Annotated in this window: 17 protein-coding genes; 7 read left to right on the top strand and 10 right to left on the bottom strand. The window is 60.1% G+C overall.

Annotated features, from left to right (window positions below; genetic code table 11):
• Window positions 1-257: 257 nt before the first annotated feature.
• A complete protein-coding gene (locus tag UNPA324_RS05690; protein ID WP_141933936.1) occupies window positions 258-611 on the bottom strand; it encodes a helix-turn-helix transcriptional regulator in 354 nt (117 codons plus the stop codon).
• Between the two features lie 25 nt (window positions 612-636).
• On the bottom strand, window positions 637-1,032 hold the full coding sequence (locus tag UNPA324_RS05685; RefSeq protein WP_141933934.1) for a hypothetical protein: 396 nt from the start codon (window positions 1,030-1,032) through the stop codon (window positions 637-639).
• Window positions 1,033-1,546: 514 nt separating this feature from the next.
• Between UNPA324_RS05685 and UNPA324_RS05680 the strand changes: the two genes are divergently transcribed.
• From UNPA324_RS05680 to UNPA324_RS05660, 5 genes are all read left to right on the top strand, one after another.
• The gene (locus UNPA324_RS05680) at window positions 1,547-2,560 is read left to right on the top strand and encodes a DUF7146 domain-containing protein (RefSeq protein WP_141933931.1); all 1,014 of its coding nucleotides are present in this window, start codon (window positions 1,547-1,549) and stop codon (window positions 2,558-2,560) included.
• Window positions 2,557-3,735: an AAA family ATPase gene (locus UNPA324_RS05675; protein ID WP_141933929.1), complete on the top strand. Its 1,179-nt coding sequence runs from the start codon at window positions 2,557-2,559 to the stop codon at window positions 3,733-3,735. The genes UNPA324_RS05680 and UNPA324_RS05675 overlap by 4 nt, the downstream gene beginning before the upstream one ends.
• Before the next feature lie 216 nt (window positions 3,736-3,951).
• Window positions 3,952-4,299: a hypothetical protein gene (locus UNPA324_RS05670; protein WP_141933928.1), complete on the top strand. Its 348-nt coding sequence runs from the start codon at window positions 3,952-3,954 to the stop codon at window positions 4,297-4,299.
• On the top strand, window positions 4,296-4,700 hold the full coding sequence (locus tag UNPA324_RS05665) for a hypothetical protein (RefSeq protein ID WP_141933926.1): 405 nt from the start codon (window positions 4,296-4,298) through the stop codon (window positions 4,698-4,700). The genes UNPA324_RS05670 and UNPA324_RS05665 overlap by 4 nt, the downstream gene beginning before the upstream one ends.
• 45 nt (window positions 4,701-4,745) lie before the next feature.
• Window positions 4,746-5,858: a hypothetical protein gene (locus tag UNPA324_RS05660; RefSeq protein ID WP_141933924.1), complete on the top strand. Its 1,113-nt coding sequence runs from the start codon at window positions 4,746-4,748 to the stop codon at window positions 5,856-5,858.
• A gap of 242 nt (window positions 5,859-6,100) precedes the next feature.
• Here UNPA324_RS05660 and UNPA324_RS05655 read toward each other — a convergent pair whose 3' ends face one another.
• A complete protein-coding gene (locus tag UNPA324_RS05655) occupies window positions 6,101-7,342 on the bottom strand; it encodes an adenylate/guanylate cyclase domain-containing protein (protein WP_141933922.1) in 1,242 nt (413 codons plus the stop codon).
• Window positions 7,343-8,271: 929 nt separating this feature from the next.
• Here UNPA324_RS05655 and UNPA324_RS05650 point away from each other — a divergent pair.
• Complete coding sequence (locus tag UNPA324_RS05650) at window positions 8,272-8,682, top strand: hypothetical protein (protein WP_141933920.1); 411 nt, start codon at window positions 8,272-8,274, stop codon at window positions 8,680-8,682.
• A 10-nt stretch (window positions 8,683-8,692) separates the two neighbouring features.
• Here UNPA324_RS05650 and UNPA324_RS05645 read toward each other — a convergent pair whose 3' ends face one another.
• The 6 genes from UNPA324_RS05645 to UNPA324_RS05620 form a co-directional block, all read right to left on the bottom strand.
• Window positions 8,693-9,208, bottom strand: a complete 516-nt coding sequence (locus UNPA324_RS05645) for a thermonuclease family protein (RefSeq protein ID WP_141938720.1) — start codon at window positions 9,206-9,208, stop codon at window positions 8,693-8,695.
• A gap of 2 nt (window positions 9,209-9,210) precedes the next feature.
• A complete protein-coding gene (locus UNPA324_RS05640; protein ID WP_141933918.1) occupies window positions 9,211-9,492 on the bottom strand; it encodes a hypothetical protein in 282 nt (93 codons plus the stop codon).
• Between the two features lie 14 nt (window positions 9,493-9,506).
• Complete coding sequence (locus UNPA324_RS05635; RefSeq protein WP_141933916.1) at window positions 9,507-10,241, bottom strand: PaeR7I family type II restriction endonuclease; 735 nt, start codon at window positions 10,239-10,241, stop codon at window positions 9,507-9,509.
• Complete coding sequence (locus tag UNPA324_RS05630; protein WP_141933914.1) at window positions 10,231-11,952, bottom strand: Eco57I restriction-modification methylase domain-containing protein; 1,722 nt, start codon at window positions 11,950-11,952, stop codon at window positions 10,231-10,233. The genes UNPA324_RS05635 and UNPA324_RS05630 overlap by 11 nt, the downstream gene beginning before the upstream one ends.
• 85 nt (window positions 11,953-12,037) lie before the next feature.
• A complete protein-coding gene (locus UNPA324_RS05625) occupies window positions 12,038-12,268 on the bottom strand; it encodes a hypothetical protein (RefSeq protein WP_141933913.1) in 231 nt (76 codons plus the stop codon).
• On the bottom strand, window positions 12,262-12,537 hold the full coding sequence (locus UNPA324_RS05620) for a hypothetical protein (protein ID WP_349630196.1): 276 nt from the start codon (window positions 12,535-12,537) through the stop codon (window positions 12,262-12,264). Before UNPA324_RS05620 ends, UNPA324_RS05625 begins: the two co-directional genes overlap by 7 nt.
• A 247-nt stretch (window positions 12,538-12,784) precedes the next feature.
• Here UNPA324_RS05620 and UNPA324_RS05615 point away from each other — a divergent pair, with 247 nt between their 5' ends.
• Window positions 12,785-13,690 (top strand): hypothetical protein, encoded by a 906-nt coding sequence (locus UNPA324_RS05615; RefSeq protein ID WP_141933910.1) that lies wholly within the window; start codon window positions 12,785-12,787, stop codon window positions 13,688-13,690.
• A gap of 284 nt (window positions 13,691-13,974) precedes the next feature.
• On the opposite strand, the gene UNPA324_RS05610 is transcribed toward UNPA324_RS05615, so the two are convergent.
• On the bottom strand, window positions 13,975-15,087 hold the full coding sequence (locus UNPA324_RS05610) for a tyrosine-type recombinase/integrase (protein WP_246667123.1): 1,113 nt from the start codon (window positions 15,085-15,087) through the stop codon (window positions 13,975-13,977).
• Between the last annotated feature and the right edge of the window lie 900 nt (window positions 15,088-15,987).

The raw sequence follows: 15,987 nt of genomic DNA, 5'->3' as shown, positions 1-15,987 counted from the left end.
GCGGACGAGCGGCGCTGCTAGGCTTCGTCTCGTCTTGCAAGTTTCCGGCTTCGTCGACAGGGCTGGAAAAACTGCGGCGACATGGCGGGCCGTGCGTACGGCAAAACCGTGTGGTCCTTGTCGCAAGGCTTGCTTCTGTTAATCCAAGAATAGATAAAGCGTAAAGAGACCAATGGCTTAGGTGATGCTCGCCGACAAAGAAGAAGGCCCGCCCGAATGAGGCGGGCCCTAATAGGCCCCGGTCTCACGGATAGGCGCTAGTCGGAGCTGCCCGAAGCACGACGGCCGCGCCCCTTGCCCCGCCGACGGTTCGGAACAAACGCGTCAACCTCGCGCTGCCAGCGCGCGATCTCGGACGAGAGCCAAAGCCTTCTGTTCGGGCTTACGAAAGTCCCCTTGGGAAAAGTGCCATCTCGCATCATCCGATAAAGCGTGGCTCGCCCGATCGGAACGAGCCGCAGAAGCATTTCCTCGTTGATCATCTGGCGCGGCTCGTCGGGATCGTGCTCGCGTCGAGACCCCGCCGTATCGACCGGCGAAGCGCCGCTGTCGTCCAACTCAACGGGATCGGCACCGCTCGGGGCGATCGGTTTCGCTTTGCGATCGATCATTGAACCAACTCCCTCACGCCAACTCTTACTTGTTCTTTGAGCCCCGCGCGTGCTTCTCAATTTCGGCGAGGATCACGCGCAACTTGGCGGACCTCGCCCGCCATACGCTGCCGCTGTTAGCGTCATCTGTCTGCGTCATCTCGCGCAGCGTGCGCAGCAAGTCGTCGGTCAGATCAGCGGTGACGATCCGTGCGCTATACCGCGCAAGCGTGACGTCCATATCCCTGACCAGTTGCCCGAGCTTGGCCTGCTGCTCCAGATCAGGGAAGGCGGCAAGCTCGTTGATGATCACCCGGTTTTGGGGGCGGCCCTCGGCTTTGGCTTTGGTCTCAATCCGCTGCGCCACATCTTCCGGCAATCTGACCTTGTATTCGCGGCTCTGAGTGGATGCGACGATAGCGTTCTTGCGACGAGGGGCCATGGAAGGCGCTTCCCTTTTCGGCTGGATATTCCGGACGAAGCGGCATAAACGTTAGTCCCCATATTCCACCTTGTCCATACCCAAAATTGGTGTTAGCTTTCCCCTCGCTCTGCATGGAAGAGAGGCGCGCCAATGGCACAATCAAAAGTCAACTGCCGCAGCATTCGCGGCCAACTCGGTTATTCGGTTGAAACGGCGGGCCGCATGATTGGGCTCGGCCGGTCGGCCGCCTATCGGGCCGCTCAAGTTGGCGTAATCCCTGCGCGGCGCGTCGGCCTCAAGCTCTTGATCGTGCCGAAAGCATCTTGGGACGCCGAAGTGAAGCGGTTGCTCGGACCAAGCACGAAGGCGCGCCGATCGCGCAAGTCCGGGCAGACCGAAGCCAACGCAACATAAAAAAACGCCGCCCCGGCAGGGGCGGCGCTTCACAAATCTGCCGACCGGGCACGGTCGGGCCGTCGTCACGGTGCCGAAATTATGCCGGGTCGGTGCGTCTCGCAAGAGGCCATGAAGTATGCCCGGCAAGTTCACCGCCCTTGATGACTGGATCGAGCGCGCCCGCAGCGTGACCACCGCGTCGGTCTTGCAGGAGCGCGGCATCATAAAAGCCTTGAAGGGTCGCAACGGCCATCTCGCAGGGCCGTGTCCGAACTGCGGCGGCCGAGATCGCTTCGCCGTTTCCCTTGCGAAGGGCAATGGCGGTGTCTTTCATTGTCGCGGCTGCCGGGCCAGTGGCGGCGACGCGATTGCTCTCGTTCAGTTCCTCGATGGCTGCGATTTCCTGCGCGCGGTCGAGACGCTTGCCGGGCCGCCGCCCGATGGCAGGACGGAAACCGACGACGAGCGCCGCGCCCGTGAGCAGCAGGCCATCGAGCGCCGCGAACGATTGGAGCGCGAGCGGATCGAGCGCGAAGCGCGCGAGGCGGAAGAACAGTGCCAGCAACACGACAAGGCGCGTTGGCTGTGGTCGCAGCGCCAGCCGATCGGCGGCACCATCGCCGAGCGCTATCTGCGCGAGGTGCGCGGCATCATCTGCCCGCTGCCGCCGACGCTCGCGTTCTTGCCACAGCGCAAGCCCGAGCACCACCCGGCCATGGTCGCTGCGTTCGCGCTGCCTCCGCCCGAGATTGAGCCGGGGCTACTCGGCGAGCCACGCAACGTCGAGGCCGTGCATCTCACGCTGCTGCGCGCCGACGGCAGTGGCAAGGCGGACGTGGACAGGCAGAAGCTCATCGTCGGCAGTCCCGAGAACCTGCCGATCGTGCTCGCGCCACCGAACAACCTGCTCGGCCTGGCGGTCACCGAAGGTATCGAGGACGCCTTGACCGCACATCAGGCGACGGGTCTCGGCGCGTGGGCCGCAGGTTTTGCGGGCCATATGCCTGCGCTCGCCGACATGATCCCTGACTACATCGAGGCGGCGACTGTTTATGCGCACGCCGACAAGGCCGGTCGGAACGGTTCGATCGGCCTCGCGGAGCGGCTCGACCGGCGCGGGATCGAGGTCCGGATGGAGGGCCTGCCGTGAAAGTCGATATCAACGACACGCAGCGCACCGAAGGGACCGACGCCGTTCGTGCCCGAAGTGACTGCGCCAAGCTATACCGACCCGCCTCTCTAATCCTATCTAGCGCAGAATTCGTTGCCGACTTCATTCCGCCGGACTACGTGCTCGAGGGCATTCTTCAACGGCGCTTCCTCTACAGTCTTACCGGCAAGACCGGCGCGGGTAAGACCGCGATCATGCTTTTGCTCGCCGCGCATGTCGCCGAACGCAGAGCCATAGGCGACCGCTCCGTCGAGCGCGGATGCGTTCTCTATTTCGCGGGCGAAAATGCCGACGATGTCCGCATGCGCTGGATCGCATTGGCGCAACAGATGGGCTTCGAGCTAGACCAAGTCGAAGTGTTCTTCATCCCCGGCACGTTCAAGATATCCGAGATGCTCTCGCGCGTGCGCGCCGAGATCGAGCGAATCGGCGAAGTCAGCCTCATCATTGTCGACACTAGCGCCGCCTATTTCGAAGGTGATGCCGAGAACGACAATAAGCAGCATGGCGACCATGCGCGCCGCTTGCGCAGCCTCACTGGCATGCCGGGAAATCCATGCGTGATCGCCGCCTGCCACCCGGTCAAGAACGCTGCCGACGATAATCTCATTCCGCGCGGCGGCGGTGCGTTCCTGGCCGAAGTTGACGGCAACCTCACTGCTTGCGCTAACGCAGTTGGCGTCGAACTCTCGACGCAAGGCAAGTTCCGTGGCCCGGACTTCGCGCCGATGCACTTTCAACTTCGCACGGTGACGCACGAACGGCTCAAGGACAGCAAGGGGCGGCTGATCCCCACCGTTGTTGCATCGGCGCTGTCAGAGGAAGCCCGGAATGAGATCGCAAAGGCGACGCGCAGCAAGGAGGACGAATTGCTCGTTGCGCTGTGCGACCCCGCCAATGGGAAGGCCAGCAAGGCCGATCTCGCGCGGCGTCTCGGCTGGATGCTTCGCAATGGCGAACCATACCACGTGCAGGTCAGCCGCATCCTGAAAGCGCTCAGAAAGGACGGGCTGATCGCTATCAAACGCGGCGTGATCACCCTCACCGTGGAGGGCAAGAAAGCAGCCGAACAGGCTTGTTCGGGCGAACACCCCAAAGAGCGCGGTTCAAACGAGCCGAACACATCCGAACAGCCGGACGGGCGCTATGAGTAAGCCTCTGAAAACTCAGCACAGATTGCCCCGAACATTGTTCGGCGAATTGTTCGAACCTGTTCGCAAGGGAGTTCGGAGGAGGGCCGAACGAACATCCACCACCCTAGGGGTGGTGTTCTGTTCGGACCACCGATCCCTCCGACTTTTAGGGAGATGGGTGATCGCGCATGACTGCGCCGATCCGGATTGAGTGAACTGCGCAAAGGAGGACATCCAATGGCCGATAAACTGGAATACGAACAGGTCGAGTGTTGGTTACAAGTGCGCCGGGCGGAAATCATGAGAGAATGGGGCAATGCGGTCTGCGATGTGATCGGCGATGCGCCTTGGTCAATTGAAACGATTGTCCGGCTTGATGACGCCGCCAACAAACAGGCGCGCGCAGAGCGGCTCGCATATATGTATGGCGAGCCGCTCCCGAACAGCGACGCCGCCCTAGCGGAGTTGATCGATCGCGTTCGTAGCGGCAAGAGCGATAATCGGAAACCGCGCAGCCTTCCGCCGTGCGGGCGATCGTTGTTCGGTTCGGATATTTCCTTTTCTAATCCCGAAGCCATCGAATGACCGCCCCGCTGCGCCTCGATCCCTCATCCCTGACAGCCCTGCGCGACGGCTCACTCGATGCAGCCGATGCAGCGCGATTAGCGGAAGCACTCCGGGTCAAGCCCGGCGAGCGCTCGTGGGCGACGCGGGCGGCCCTCGCCGAGCGGGACGATCTGATCCGGGAATATGCGCGGCGGTATTACCCGCAGCGCAGCCGAAACGAGCAGTCGCAATGCGTCGCTCGCGACCTTGCGCGATACGAGGGCAGCGCATGGCGCAACGCACGCGCCGCGTCCCTATGCCCGCACTGCGACCCTCGTCGACAATTGCTGTGGCGCATTTTGAAGGCGTGGCCGGTGCATCCGAAGGCGTCGAGGATCAGTCAAATCCTTTCCCGCTCCCCGGCAACACAGCGCGACTAACTTCCGCAACGAGCTACCCGGATTTCATTGCAAACAGAGTGGTGTTTGATCGCGTCATCGATCATTGAGCACGAGGCCGTCATGACGCCATCTCAGAATTCCGGCTTTCCCGTTGCGCCTGCCGGGTCGCCGCTGCACGCGGGCATCGTTCCCGGCTTCACACCCACGGTTCTTTTTCCGACGACCGGTGATGTGGTCGATGCGCTGCCCGAGCCAGCCGCAGAGCGGCTGCACAGGCTGCGGCAAGAGCGCGAAGAGGCGGCTGTTTTGGCTCGCACCGCTTTCGAACAGTGGCAAGAACTGCATACAGAGGTCCAGCGCCGCCGCAATCGCATCTCCCAACTGCGCGCCCCGCGCGGCGTGGGCAGAGGCCTCACCGAGCCCGGCTACGACTTGGACGACGACGATCCACTCGTCACGGTCGAGCGGGCGGCGCTGACCAAGCAAGAAGCCGAGCTTGGGCGGCTCAAGCGGTTGGAGGAGCAGCACGCGGCGCGGAGGCGCGTTCTTTCGACGTTGGTCGACGCGGCGGAGACGTGGATCAAAGCCGTGCCCATCGGTATGATGATTGCGATGCATCCGCCGATCGAGCCTCAACTGAAAAAGGGCGAGAGCATCGCCGATGCCGTCGAGCGCTTGCGCCGTCGTTGGCGGGAATTACAGGCCGATCTCGATCGGACACGCGCGTCGCCATGGCCGTCCGGGCTCGCGCGAGAGCGGATGCGGGCACAGATCGCGGCGCTGGCCGAAGCGGGCCGTCCGACGGCGCATCACCTCGTCGATCACGGCGAGCCGGTCGTGTTCGCAACACGCAACGTTCCGGTTCGAATTCTCAACAGCGCGCCGGAAGCGATCGGGTTCGGAGAAGTCCCGGACGTGTTGTCGCTGCTCGCATGGTTGCATCAAGACACGCTGATCGCTGCCCTCGACCGCGAGATCGACACGACGGCCGACGATGCCAACGCTCTTGACGCCGATCAGCGCCGCCAGGCGGAAGCGGAAATCCTCGCCGATCGTCTGAGCCTCGAGCGCGAGGAAGCCGAGCTATGTTGGCGTCAAGCGGCCGACGGCGTGCCGATCATGCACCGGCCTGATCTCGATCCGCAGGCGTTGCTCGGGGCGACAGTGATCGCCGCGTCCAGCAAGGAAGTAGGCTAGGTTTCCGCAATGCGCCGTCGGTTTCGCGCATGGGCGGGCGGCGCAGTTGGCGCGGCGGACAGGCGGTTGCTCCACTTCCTGTTCGCCGCGTATCTGTCGAGTGCAGCCCCTCGCAAGAGCGGGCTATGTCCGCTTAACGTCCAACAACGGCGCAAGAGCTGACATTTCACGACTGCCGCTTCCGGCCATAAGCGGAGCCGACACCATTCTGCCTTCAGGTCAGTCGCGTTGCAGCAAGAAGGTCACGCGACGACTACCGGATCGAAGCGGCCGGCCGATGCTTTGCGGCCAATCAAGAACCACGTCTGCATTTCGCCTTTTCCCTTGATATCTATTGGGCCGCGCCTCTCGAAGCTGAAGTCGTCCTTTAGGCCCTCGTATGCTTTGTCGGTAACTTGAATCCGGCCGGGAATACCCGTCGACTCCATACGCGAGGCGACGTTCACGGCATCGCCCCAAACGTCGTAGAAGAACTTTCGGGTACCAACTACGCCCGCTACAACAGGACCGGTGGCAACACCAATCCGCACCGGCACCGCACGACCCTTTCCATCAACGAGACCCGCCAAAGCCTCGCGCATATCGAGTGCTAGCCCGGCGAGCGCGTGTAGGTGATCGGGTCTCCCTGCGGGCACTCCGCCAACTACCATGTAGGCGTCGCCGGAGGTCTTAATCTTTTCCAGCTCGTGCTGTTCGACCAGACCATCGAGTTGGGAAAATACGCGGTTCAAGAAGCTCACAAGTTCTTCCGGCGTTGTGTCGGCTGCACGGAGCGTGAAGCTTGCCATGTCGGCAAATAGGATGGACGCTTCGGCATAAGAGTCGGCGATAATCGTGCCCGGCCGTTCCTTCAATCGATCTGCGACCTTGGCTGGAAGAATGTTGGCCAGCAAGGCATCGGAGCGCTCACGCTCCCGTTCCGCAGCTTCTTCGGCTCGTTCCATTTGCCACACGGCATAAAAGATAATGCCGTAGAGGAGGGCTGAATTGAGAACGATGCTCGCGCTGAAATTTGTGAGAAAGAGCATCGAAGGCGAAACGAAGCCGGTATCGCGCGGCAAGCTTATTTCTACGAGCAAGATCAACGAGACTGAGACGATCCCGAGGATGATGGTAATGAAATAACGCTCGGTCCCGATGATTAAGATACTCAGCGCGGTTGCAGTGAAATAGCCAATTTGCGTCGCCCCGCTCGTGCCAACCAGTGAAGTGACCCAGAGAATAACCGCATATGAGACGGCCACAAACACGAGCGGTGCTGTAATCGGTCCATATCGATGAAGTAGGGGCATTGAAGCGTACGTTGTTGCCACGAGAATATCCGCGACGCCGACCTTCCACTTCCCATCGAGGAAGCGGACGAATGCCATGCTCGCTGGAATTAAGGACGCAAGCCACACTGCGATGTTGAATCCGCGCAGCCGGCGAGCGACCTTCTCGGGATATCTTTCGGTGCCGTAGCGAATATTGGGGTGCCATGCCATTGACGGTTGCTTTCATTATTGCGCCGCAACGTCATCCGGCAGTACTTTACCTCATTGCGCGCATATCATCGAGACGGATGGCGCTTGCACGGCAGGTTGATGGGGCAAAGAGTCGCCTTTGGGTCAAAATGCGAAGAACTCGGGCTGAGCACATCAAGTCCGCCACGGTCCACTGACCCGACCTCATGAGTGTGTGCAGTCGTCGGGACTTCTCTTACCGAAGCGACCGCCACTTGCTCTTTGCCCCGGTAAATCGGGTAGGAGCCGTTTACCGGCGTTTACCGGCAAGCTCGCCCCGGAGTAGCCCTCGCCGGTAAAACGCACAGGCGGCGCTCCTATCAAATCAAACCCGAAAATCATCCGGACGAAATATCCTCGAAGGGAGCCGTCGCGCGTCCCCGCGATTCTCTCTCGCGCCGGTAGGACCCGAGCAACGTTATGTCCGCGACCCTTAAGTCATCTTCGCCGAAGTCTCGCCGCAGTTGGCCGCCGTTCTTCGTTCGAAAATTTTTCCCGATAGATGTCCGCATTGATGCCGCTAGCAAATTTCACTCTGGATGCAACCGTTTCGGACGCCCAAATTTGGAAGCAACCGTTAGTCTGCTAGACATCCGCTTTGAACGGGTGTTGCATCACGCCGGGTTGTTCGAGCGGGTGTCCCGCACCACCAGCACCGGAAAGCACCAGCGCCCTTCGGGGCCAGCGTCAATCAGGTCAGCGAAAGTCGGGCAACAACCCACAAGGCAGGGCAAGGCAAGGCAGGCACGGCAGCGCATAGCAAGGCTACGCAACGCACGGCTTGGCAGCCGCAGCCCAAAGCTTGGCAAGGCGAGGCGAGGCAAGGCAAGGAAAAGCGTCGCAAGGTGCTTTTGGCCGCCGGGGATACCCGGCGGCTTTTTGCTGGCTACCTTCCGGGTCGGGATAGGATCATGCCCAAGTCAACCGAGATCATCGCAGTTCTTGCCGACACCAGCGGCATCGACAGCGAAGAAACGCTGCGCGCCGAGATGGTTGATCTGTTCACCGACATGGCCGAACGCATGGGTGGCTGGAGTGACAAGCGCCCTGCGCTGATCATGCGCAAGATGGCCGCGACCATTGATGGCGTTCCTCATGACTTGCTGGCCGAGCTGGGGCACAGCTACAATCCGACCCTGATCTGCTACGCGATGCTTCTACACGTTGTGCGCGCCGACGCGCCGGATTATGCCGACGCCCACGATCTTGTTGAGACCCTGCTGGACGAATTGCGGGGCATCGATCTCGATCACCCTGATACGCAACGGGCGATAGAGGAGATTGAGGCTCTCTTAGAGTCCCTGCGACGGCCGACCGGCTAATGGATCATCCTCAGGGATGTGCATTTGCATCATCCGAGCAGTCGCTCGGTGTGCCGCCTTGCCTCAGACACGCACGATACAGCCACGGCTCGACGTAGCTGCCTGCCCACATGCCGCGCGCCGCGCGCTCGGCATCACGCTGGGCCGCCCCATACTTGCGCTTTGAGTATTGCGGCCAATCGAGCGCGAGACCATTGCGAACCTGCCATTCGCCAAGATCGATCCCGGCCACCGAGCAGGCCGCCACGCTGCGCCCGTATCGATCAGTCGTGATCGGCATGCAGTCCACCGGGCGTCCATCAATGAACGCATCAAGGTCGTTCGCGGCCTTGGCGCCACACCGATACTGCAGGCTGTCCTGGCCCCGGCAAAGCTGGCTGCTCTCGGGCGCGTCGATGCCCCAAAGGCGGATGCGCGTGCCGTGGATTTCGAGAGTGTCGCCGTCGAGAATGCTGGCTTGGCCGATCAAGTCGGCGGACAAAGCCGCGACCGTTGAGGCGAGCAGCAAAAGGGTTGCGATCCGCATCGTCACCGAACGATCCTATATGTCTTCGCGCGCTTTTTGCGCGGGCGCTCGCTTGGCTTGTGATGGCGGTTGAGCGCACGCACCACTGCGATGCGGGCGAACATGGTTGGGCCGCCGAGATCGACCACGAGCATCAGCGCCTCGATCGCAGCCTGCCATTCCGGCGCATCATGCTCCTGCTTCGGCAGCTTCGTGATGTAGGTGGCCGCATCGCGCAGCGTGATCAGCTTGCGGCCACCGGGCAACGGGATCGGATCGTCAAAGGCTCGCTGCCAATCGCCCAATCAACAAGACCTGATCATCTGGCAGCTTCGGCGGCAATATGACCGGCAAAGCTAGTGATGAACGTCTTGAGGCCAGTCAACTCCGAGAGTTCAGTAAAGTCGCCCGTTTTCGCAGCACTGCGCGGCGACGCGAGTATGGTGGCCGTGGTGTAGAGGCGTTCCTGTGTCAGCTTTCGGCAAAGGATATTGTACCGATCGAGATAGGATGCCCCGTTAAATTCAGGAAATAGCGGAAAATGGGGTGAGGTATCGCGCACTGGCGAGCGCGAGCCAGGAGCATCCTCAACAAGCATCAACCAACCAACGAAAGGACGAGGGGCTTCGCCGAATGCACCCTCTCGGAATGCAGTCCACAAATCGACCGCTGTTCCCAGCGCCTCTTCCGTTCGGTTATTGAAATTATTTCCAAACGATGGTCCGACTTGGGATTTGAGTTCAAGTGCCGCAACCAACCGTTTCTTATTGATGATGAGCAAGTCCCACAGCTTGGTTGGTCGAAAAAATCCGGGCAGGCACAGCACCCTTCGGCCCATCATCATGTGAGCATCGGCCAGCCCGTTCGCCCGAACCACGTCTTGGATGAGTGCGAGAAAGCCATCCATATTCTTTCCGGCGGTGACGCCAGCGCGCTCGCCCTGATCCTCCCGATCAAGTTCTCGCTGTTTTGCGGCGGCAGCCGCTCTATTTCCCCAAAAAACTTTGACTGCTTCTTTGGCTTTTGCTTCGTAGTTTGAAAGATCAAGCGACATTTGCGTCGTGGTCGGCCGCGAGGGCCTTCCTTTCCTTTGCTGTTAAGTTGTAGAGGAGCTCAGTGGCCGCATTGCAGGCCGATGCGTCGCGCGATCGTCCTGCTTTGATCAAGCTCTTTCTGAGCGCGGCAGGGACATCGCCCCAATGTGGCAACCGAAGCCGTCGAAGATATTGAGCCTGAAACCGCAAATAGCCGCCGCGCATTTTTGTTGAGTAGAGAGTGATGAATGCACGCGTTACGTCCGACAACAGTACGGCTTGAAGCGCGTGAAGGTCCCACTGAGTTGCGGTGATAAAGTAGAGATTGTGATGCGGGTACAGCTTGCCAGGCTCATAGACGATGTGAGCCGCACCCTTGATGTCAGGGATTAGCAACTTCGGGACGGAAACCAATTCCGGATAAATACGGTCGATCGTTCGGTACCAGCCTTGAGGATTTTTCTTTGAGACGTGTCGGGCCTTGATTGCAGCGCCGTGTTGATCAAGGTAACGAGCCAACTTCGGATATTTTGAGAGTGGAACTAGTTTTCCGTCAGGTCCGAACGGATTGATCACGCCAAGACCGCGCCACTGCACCGATCCGCTTAGAATGTCACGGGTCATAACGAGCGGTAGCTTGCGATCGGGCTCGACATCCAACGCGTCGAAAGAAGCTATGAATACTTGATCCGCGCCAGTTGCAACGCCGATGCCGACTTTGCATCCGGCTTCCTCAACAGTTGGATATTCGGCCTCAAGCCTGCGAACTAGTTCAAGCTGATCCGGTGCGGTCAGCATCCACGGCTCAGCTCCAACGGCAACATGCTGTATTTCGGTAACGCGCGGGTCCTTGCCGAGCTTTCGAGCCGTCATGGCCTTGGCGAGGGTGCGTAAGTTCGTAGCTTCGACGGTTGGCCGCAGAGAGATGCGTGTAGCGGCAGGCTTCTCTTGGCCGATGACCACGATCGCCGGATAGGCAATCACGTCAGAGTGGAAAGCTGCGGTGTCGACCATGTCAACAAAATGTTTGAGATGGTACTTCTCCGTGATCAGTCGTCGCAGCGGCCCTCCGTAACGGTTTTTCATCCAGCGATCCGCACAAATGAAGGCCAAGTTTCCGTGCGACGCAAGCAATGAAAGCGATTGCTCAATGAAGGGCACATAAATATCGGCTCGATCGTAGATCGTGCAATAACGCCGCCGGTATTCAGCCATGAGCACATCAGGGATGAGCTCCTGCCGAATATATGGAGGGTTGCCGACCACGTGCGTAAAATTGCGGTCCAGCGGCAGCAGAAGAAAGTCGCCTTGGCGGAGCCATCGCTTGCAAAGCGCGTTGGCTTGCTTGGCGTTTAGTCCCTTACTTTGTAGGTATTGTAAGACCGAAGCGTGGGTTTTTTCGAAAGTCTCGCGATGCACTTCCACTCCGACGATGCAATCGCCGAGACGGTCCACAGCATTGCTGGCGGCTCGGCTAGAGCGGTAGCCATTGTACGCCTCGAACAAGCGATCGATGATCGGGAAGAGGAAATCTCCGCCGCCCATGGACGGTTCGAGGATGCGGAACTCGTAAAGCGGCTTGTCGCTAGTGTATCCTGCCAGGTCGAGAATGAAATCCACGACCTCGCGCCGCGTGAAGATCGCACCGCGAAAGTCGGCCTCAGCCTCCGCGACAGTCGCGATGGCAGCTTCGATCTCAGGTCTTTCGAGCAGCGGTAACTGAAATTCCATGGTGGCCTTATAGCATTGAGGGATTGATTTGCTGTCCGCTTGTCAGTGCCTTGGCGAAATACCCACACCCTTTCGTGCTATTCGATCAGGGAAGATGGTCTTTCTTGCCGCCGCCGATGCTGTGAGGCCTGTTCAAAAAGAACTGGCGATTACCGAGAGCCGCCTCAGCATACTGATCGATCGCGACAATGATCGCTTGAACGTGTTGGTAGCACCATCCCTCGCGGGTCGCCTTGATCCTGACCTCAGCCAATGCCTTTATCCACGGCGAATGGTCGTCCGTGTCGTCGTAGTATTGGGGACGTTCGGTCACCATGACCGTCCACCTAAGACACGGCCTTTGGCAGGCGGCGGCTGCTCTTTCTTGAGCCGGTCCCGCTCGGCACACAGATCGTCGATCTTGTTGAGCATCCGATCCAACAGAGCTTCCGCCGACGAGGTCGGAATTCCCGCCCGTTGAAGCTGCCGGATTTCGCCGCGCTGCCGCTGGACTTGGGTTCGCATGTGCTCGATCTCGCGCTGCACGTAATCAAGCTGCATGGCTTTCCCCCCGGGCCTTTTCAATCTGCCGAAGGACAGCGGCAACCGGGAGGCCCTGCCGCTCTAGGAGGCGCAGGCGGTGCCAAAGCTGGATGATATCGCGGTCTCGCCCGGCGTCCATGGTCCGCTCACTCCCGATCCGGCCCACCGTGAACGAAATGAGAACATTTGGCAAGCCGCTATGGATTGGGCTTCGTCCTAATTACCGACACTAACGCCCTTTGGATCGTAGGGGGCGGCCTAGCAGGATTGCCAGGTTCGCAATATGCTACCTGCGGGAGCGGGGGCAAACTTGGAAGAAACAATCAGTCTTTATCTGGAGCTAAAGCCGGGCCAGAAGGCGGATTTCGAAGTGGTCGGCTTAGCCGCTGCTGCCTTTTCCGAAGCCGTTAAGGAGATTGCATACGTCCTCGATCCCGGTTTGGACGTGAGGCTGGAATTTGAAAGCGGTACGGAAGGCAGCCTCTCTCTAAATGCGGTTTTGAAGGTACTAAAGACCCGCGATGGACAACGCGGGACCCTGCTTGGGATCGTAATCGGAACCTCAATTGCCTTCGTCGGTGACATCCGACAGTGGGGCAGCACTAGGCTACTTGACTACTATTTTCCAAAAGAAGAACGCCTACAATTGGACAGCGCCGAAATCGACCGCATAGCGTCGGCTTGCAAGAAGGTCACAGAAGGCAAGATCGCAAGTGAGCCAATCAAGCGGGTGTATAAACAACTCGACCGTGACGACGTTATAACGAGTGTCGGCACGATCACCGCGCCGAACACTAAGCCTCCCGCGCCAGTCCCCCGCTCCGAGTTTCAAATCAGGGCTGGCCTAATCCCGCCAGTGGAGACCTCCCCGAAAAGTCGCACGGCTCGATCAACCGAACGGCTTACGTTGATAAGTCCGGTCTTGCTTCATGTGCATCGCGTGTGGCGCTTCATCTCGCCATTTGGGGAATTCAGCTACCTAATGGAGGATGAGAAATTTCTGGATGACCTCCTGACCGGCAAACGCCGTCTCACCATGAAAGAAGGCATTCAGATAACAGCGAAGATCGAAACGGATGAAGTTTTCGAGGGTGGCGTTTGGACCCCCAAGCAGCGACACATTACTAAGGTCGTAAAAATCCACAAAAGTCCCGGAAGGCCTGATCTATTTTCGCAACCGGTAAAGCGCCGCAGCCGCAAGAAAAAGAACGATTGACCCGACTACCCAAAAGGTTGTTCGCCCAAAGAAATCGCGAGCCGCACCAAGTGCAACAAACGTCACTGCGCTAACAAGCAGGACTTGCAGAACGACAATGATCGTGTTCGTTCTCACCCTTGCTATGCCGGTCATCAACGGTGTCGTCGAAAATTTCGTTCGGAAGTGAGGTATTATAGCGAAATTGGAACGCTGCGATACAGGGGCAAGTTCGCTTTTCGCCGCCCATTTTGGCTGCGTGTTATCAAAGAAGGCCCGACCCATAGATGGATCGGGGCCTTTGGTCAGGCGACAAGATGCAGTTCGGCTTCCGCTTGTTTTGTTGGTGCAGGCTTGCCGATGATGCGCCGAAGCTCCGCCGCTACGCCATCAAGCACCGCGCGCTTTTCCTTCATTCGTTTGCTGTGATTGTAGACCTTGCCGGTGACGCTCGGCACAATCTGCTCCGACTTCTTGCTCGCCGCATGATCGAGGCACTTCGCGATCCACGCATCGTCAAAGCCGAGATCGCCCGCCAAGGTCGCCGCTGTCCGCCGCAGATCGTGTGGCGTGAACGGCTTCAACCCGAGCAACTGGCAGATGCCGGGCGTCCTCACCTTGCCCTTGCGCTTGTCGCCGCGCAGCGCGTCGGCCATCGCCTTGCGGTGCATCGGCTTGTTGTCGAGCGGGCTGGCGAATACGAAATCCGTGTTGTTGCCCTTCAAGGCCTCGTTGATGATCTCCACCGCGAGGCTCGACAGCGGCTGTTGGATCACCCGCCGTTTTTTGACCCGCTTCAAGGGCACGTCGAGGCGCGGCTGCTCGCCGTCGAGGTCGATCAGTTCGTTGCGCTGCGCGCCGAGTAGTTCGGCCGAGCGCAGCATGGTGGTTAGCTCCAACTTGAGCGCGAGCCGGGTCCTCCGGTCCCATGAGGTCATCAGGTCGTCGCGGTCGAGGCCGTGCCAGAAAATCCTGATCTCGTCCTCGGTCAGCACGCGGGTGCGCGGATGCTCCGGGTCGAGCGGCTCAAGATCACTGCAAGGGTTGGCGGTGATGTACTCGCGCCGCAACGCCCACCGGAACATGCCGGACGCCGCCTTGCGCATGTGACGCGCATTGCTGACCGACGGCTTGCCGCCGTGCCGACCCGCCACGATGTCGTCCGACAAAGCCTGAATGTCGCCTCGGGTGATGTCGGCGGCGATCTTCCGGCCCAACTTCGAGCCGATGAAGCGGCGCAGGTGGCTCGCGGTGTTCTCCCAACTTTCCAGCCGGGGCCGCATCTCGCCGTCCGCCTTCCGCACCGGCGTCTGCATCCACTCGATCCGCTCCTCGATGATCTCGGCGACTGTCTTGCCCCGCTTGGCCTGCCGCTCTCTGCGGTCGCGGAAGGTCTCGGCAATGGTGTCGCCGCCCATGCCCTTGAGGCCATAGACCTTGCTCCGGGCGTCCTCGACGGTGAAGGTCTCGGGGTTATAGAGGCCGAGCCACCCGGTTCGCTGCTTACCGGTCGCCCGATCGGTGAACTTGACCGAAAAGGTCGCCACGCCAGCCGTTGTGATGCTGACATAGAGGCCGGGGCATTTGCGATCGTAGAACTTGACCCGCTTGGCGACGCGCTTCTGGCAGAGGCGGTCGGTCAGGATGACGCTGCTGTTGCGGGCGCGCTTGCCAGCAGGGGTGGCGGTGGTGGTAGTATCCATTCGGTTTCGGCTCCTAAGGCTGTGGACCATAGGGCTCGGCCTTGAGGCTTTCAGGTTGTCGTGCGGACGCTGAAAGTCTTAGGGCCGGGCCCTAGATTTGACGAAACCCGCCGAAGCGCCCCGAAACAGGCTAGATGAAAAGTGCTTGTTTCAAAGAGTTTTTGTAGTCCCGGCGGGTCTCGCCGATTGACAAAATAAAGACGTGTGGTCCTGGCCGTCGTTGCTACGGTCAAGCCTTGCGAAGATGCGAGCGAGCCCAACCGGGCGGACTGCATCATCCAATTCGCGGGGCGAGGGAGGCCAGAAGGAAAGTTCGGCTCCCGGGAGATCACGGCATAAGCCGTCCGACCATCGCGCAGGGAAGGCCGAGTGATCGGCACCACCTGTATGCTGCTGTGCGGTTCTTCCTGCGTGTGCATTTTCGCGCAGCGGACCGCGGGTGCGCGCTGGCACCCGGCCTTCCCTGCGCCTTCTTGGCTTTGAGAGGGTGGAGACCCAAGCAAAGCTCGGGCGAAACGCGCCGCGAGGCCGAAGAGGCATGTCTGCGATAGAAGCGTGGCAAAACCCCTATGACCGTCACCCTGAGGTGCGCGCTCTGCGGCGCATCGCGCCGCG

Source organism: Bradyrhizobium sp. UNPA324, from assembly GCF_006658635.1.
Taxonomy (GTDB): domain Bacteria; phylum Pseudomonadota; class Alphaproteobacteria; order Rhizobiales; family Xanthobacteraceae; genus Bradyrhizobium; species Bradyrhizobium nanningense.
This window is presented reverse-complemented; position numbering and strand designations above follow the sequence as displayed.

Bases quoted from the DNA above. Each gene is read 5' to 3' on its own strand.
- UNPA324_RS05690 (WP_141933936.1), bottom strand. From the start codon at position 611: ATGATCGATCGCAAAGCGAAACCGATCGCCCCGAGCGGTGCCGATCCC.
- UNPA324_RS05685 (WP_141933934.1), bottom strand. From the start codon at position 1,032: ATGGCCCCTCGTCGCAAGAACGCTATCGTCGCATCCACTCAGAGCCGC.
- UNPA324_RS05680 (WP_141933931.1), top strand. From the start codon at position 1,547: ATGCCCGGCAAGTTCACCGCCCTTGATGACTGGATCGAGCGCGCCCGC.
- UNPA324_RS05670 (WP_141933928.1), top strand. From the start codon at position 3,952: ATGGCCGATAAACTGGAATACGAACAGGTCGAGTGTTGGTTACAAGTG.
- UNPA324_RS05665 (WP_141933926.1), top strand. From the start codon at position 4,296: ATGACCGCCCCGCTGCGCCTCGATCCCTCATCCCTGACAGCCCTGCGC.
- UNPA324_RS05655 (WP_141933922.1), bottom strand. From the start codon at position 7,342: ATGGCATGGCACCCCAATATTCGCTACGGCACCGAAAGATATCCCGAG.
- UNPA324_RS05650 (WP_141933920.1), top strand. From the start codon at position 8,272: ATGCCCAAGTCAACCGAGATCATCGCAGTTCTTGCCGACACCAGCGGC.
- UNPA324_RS05645 (WP_141938720.1), bottom strand. From the start codon at position 9,208: ATGCGGATCGCAACCCTTTTGCTGCTCGCCTCAACGGTCGCGGCTTTG.
- UNPA324_RS05635 (WP_141933916.1), bottom strand. From the start codon at position 10,241: ATGTCGCTTGATCTTTCAAACTACGAAGCAAAAGCCAAAGAAGCAGTC.
- UNPA324_RS05630 (WP_141933914.1), bottom strand. From the start codon at position 11,952: ATGGAATTTCAGTTACCGCTGCTCGAAAGACCTGAGATCGAAGCTGCC.
- UNPA324_RS05625 (WP_141933913.1), bottom strand. From the start codon at position 12,268: ATGGTGACCGAACGTCCCCAATACTACGACGACACGGACGACCATTCG.
- UNPA324_RS05610 (WP_246667123.1), bottom strand. From the start codon at position 15,087: ATGGGCGGCGACACCATTGCCGAGACCTTCCGCGACCGCAGAGAGCGG.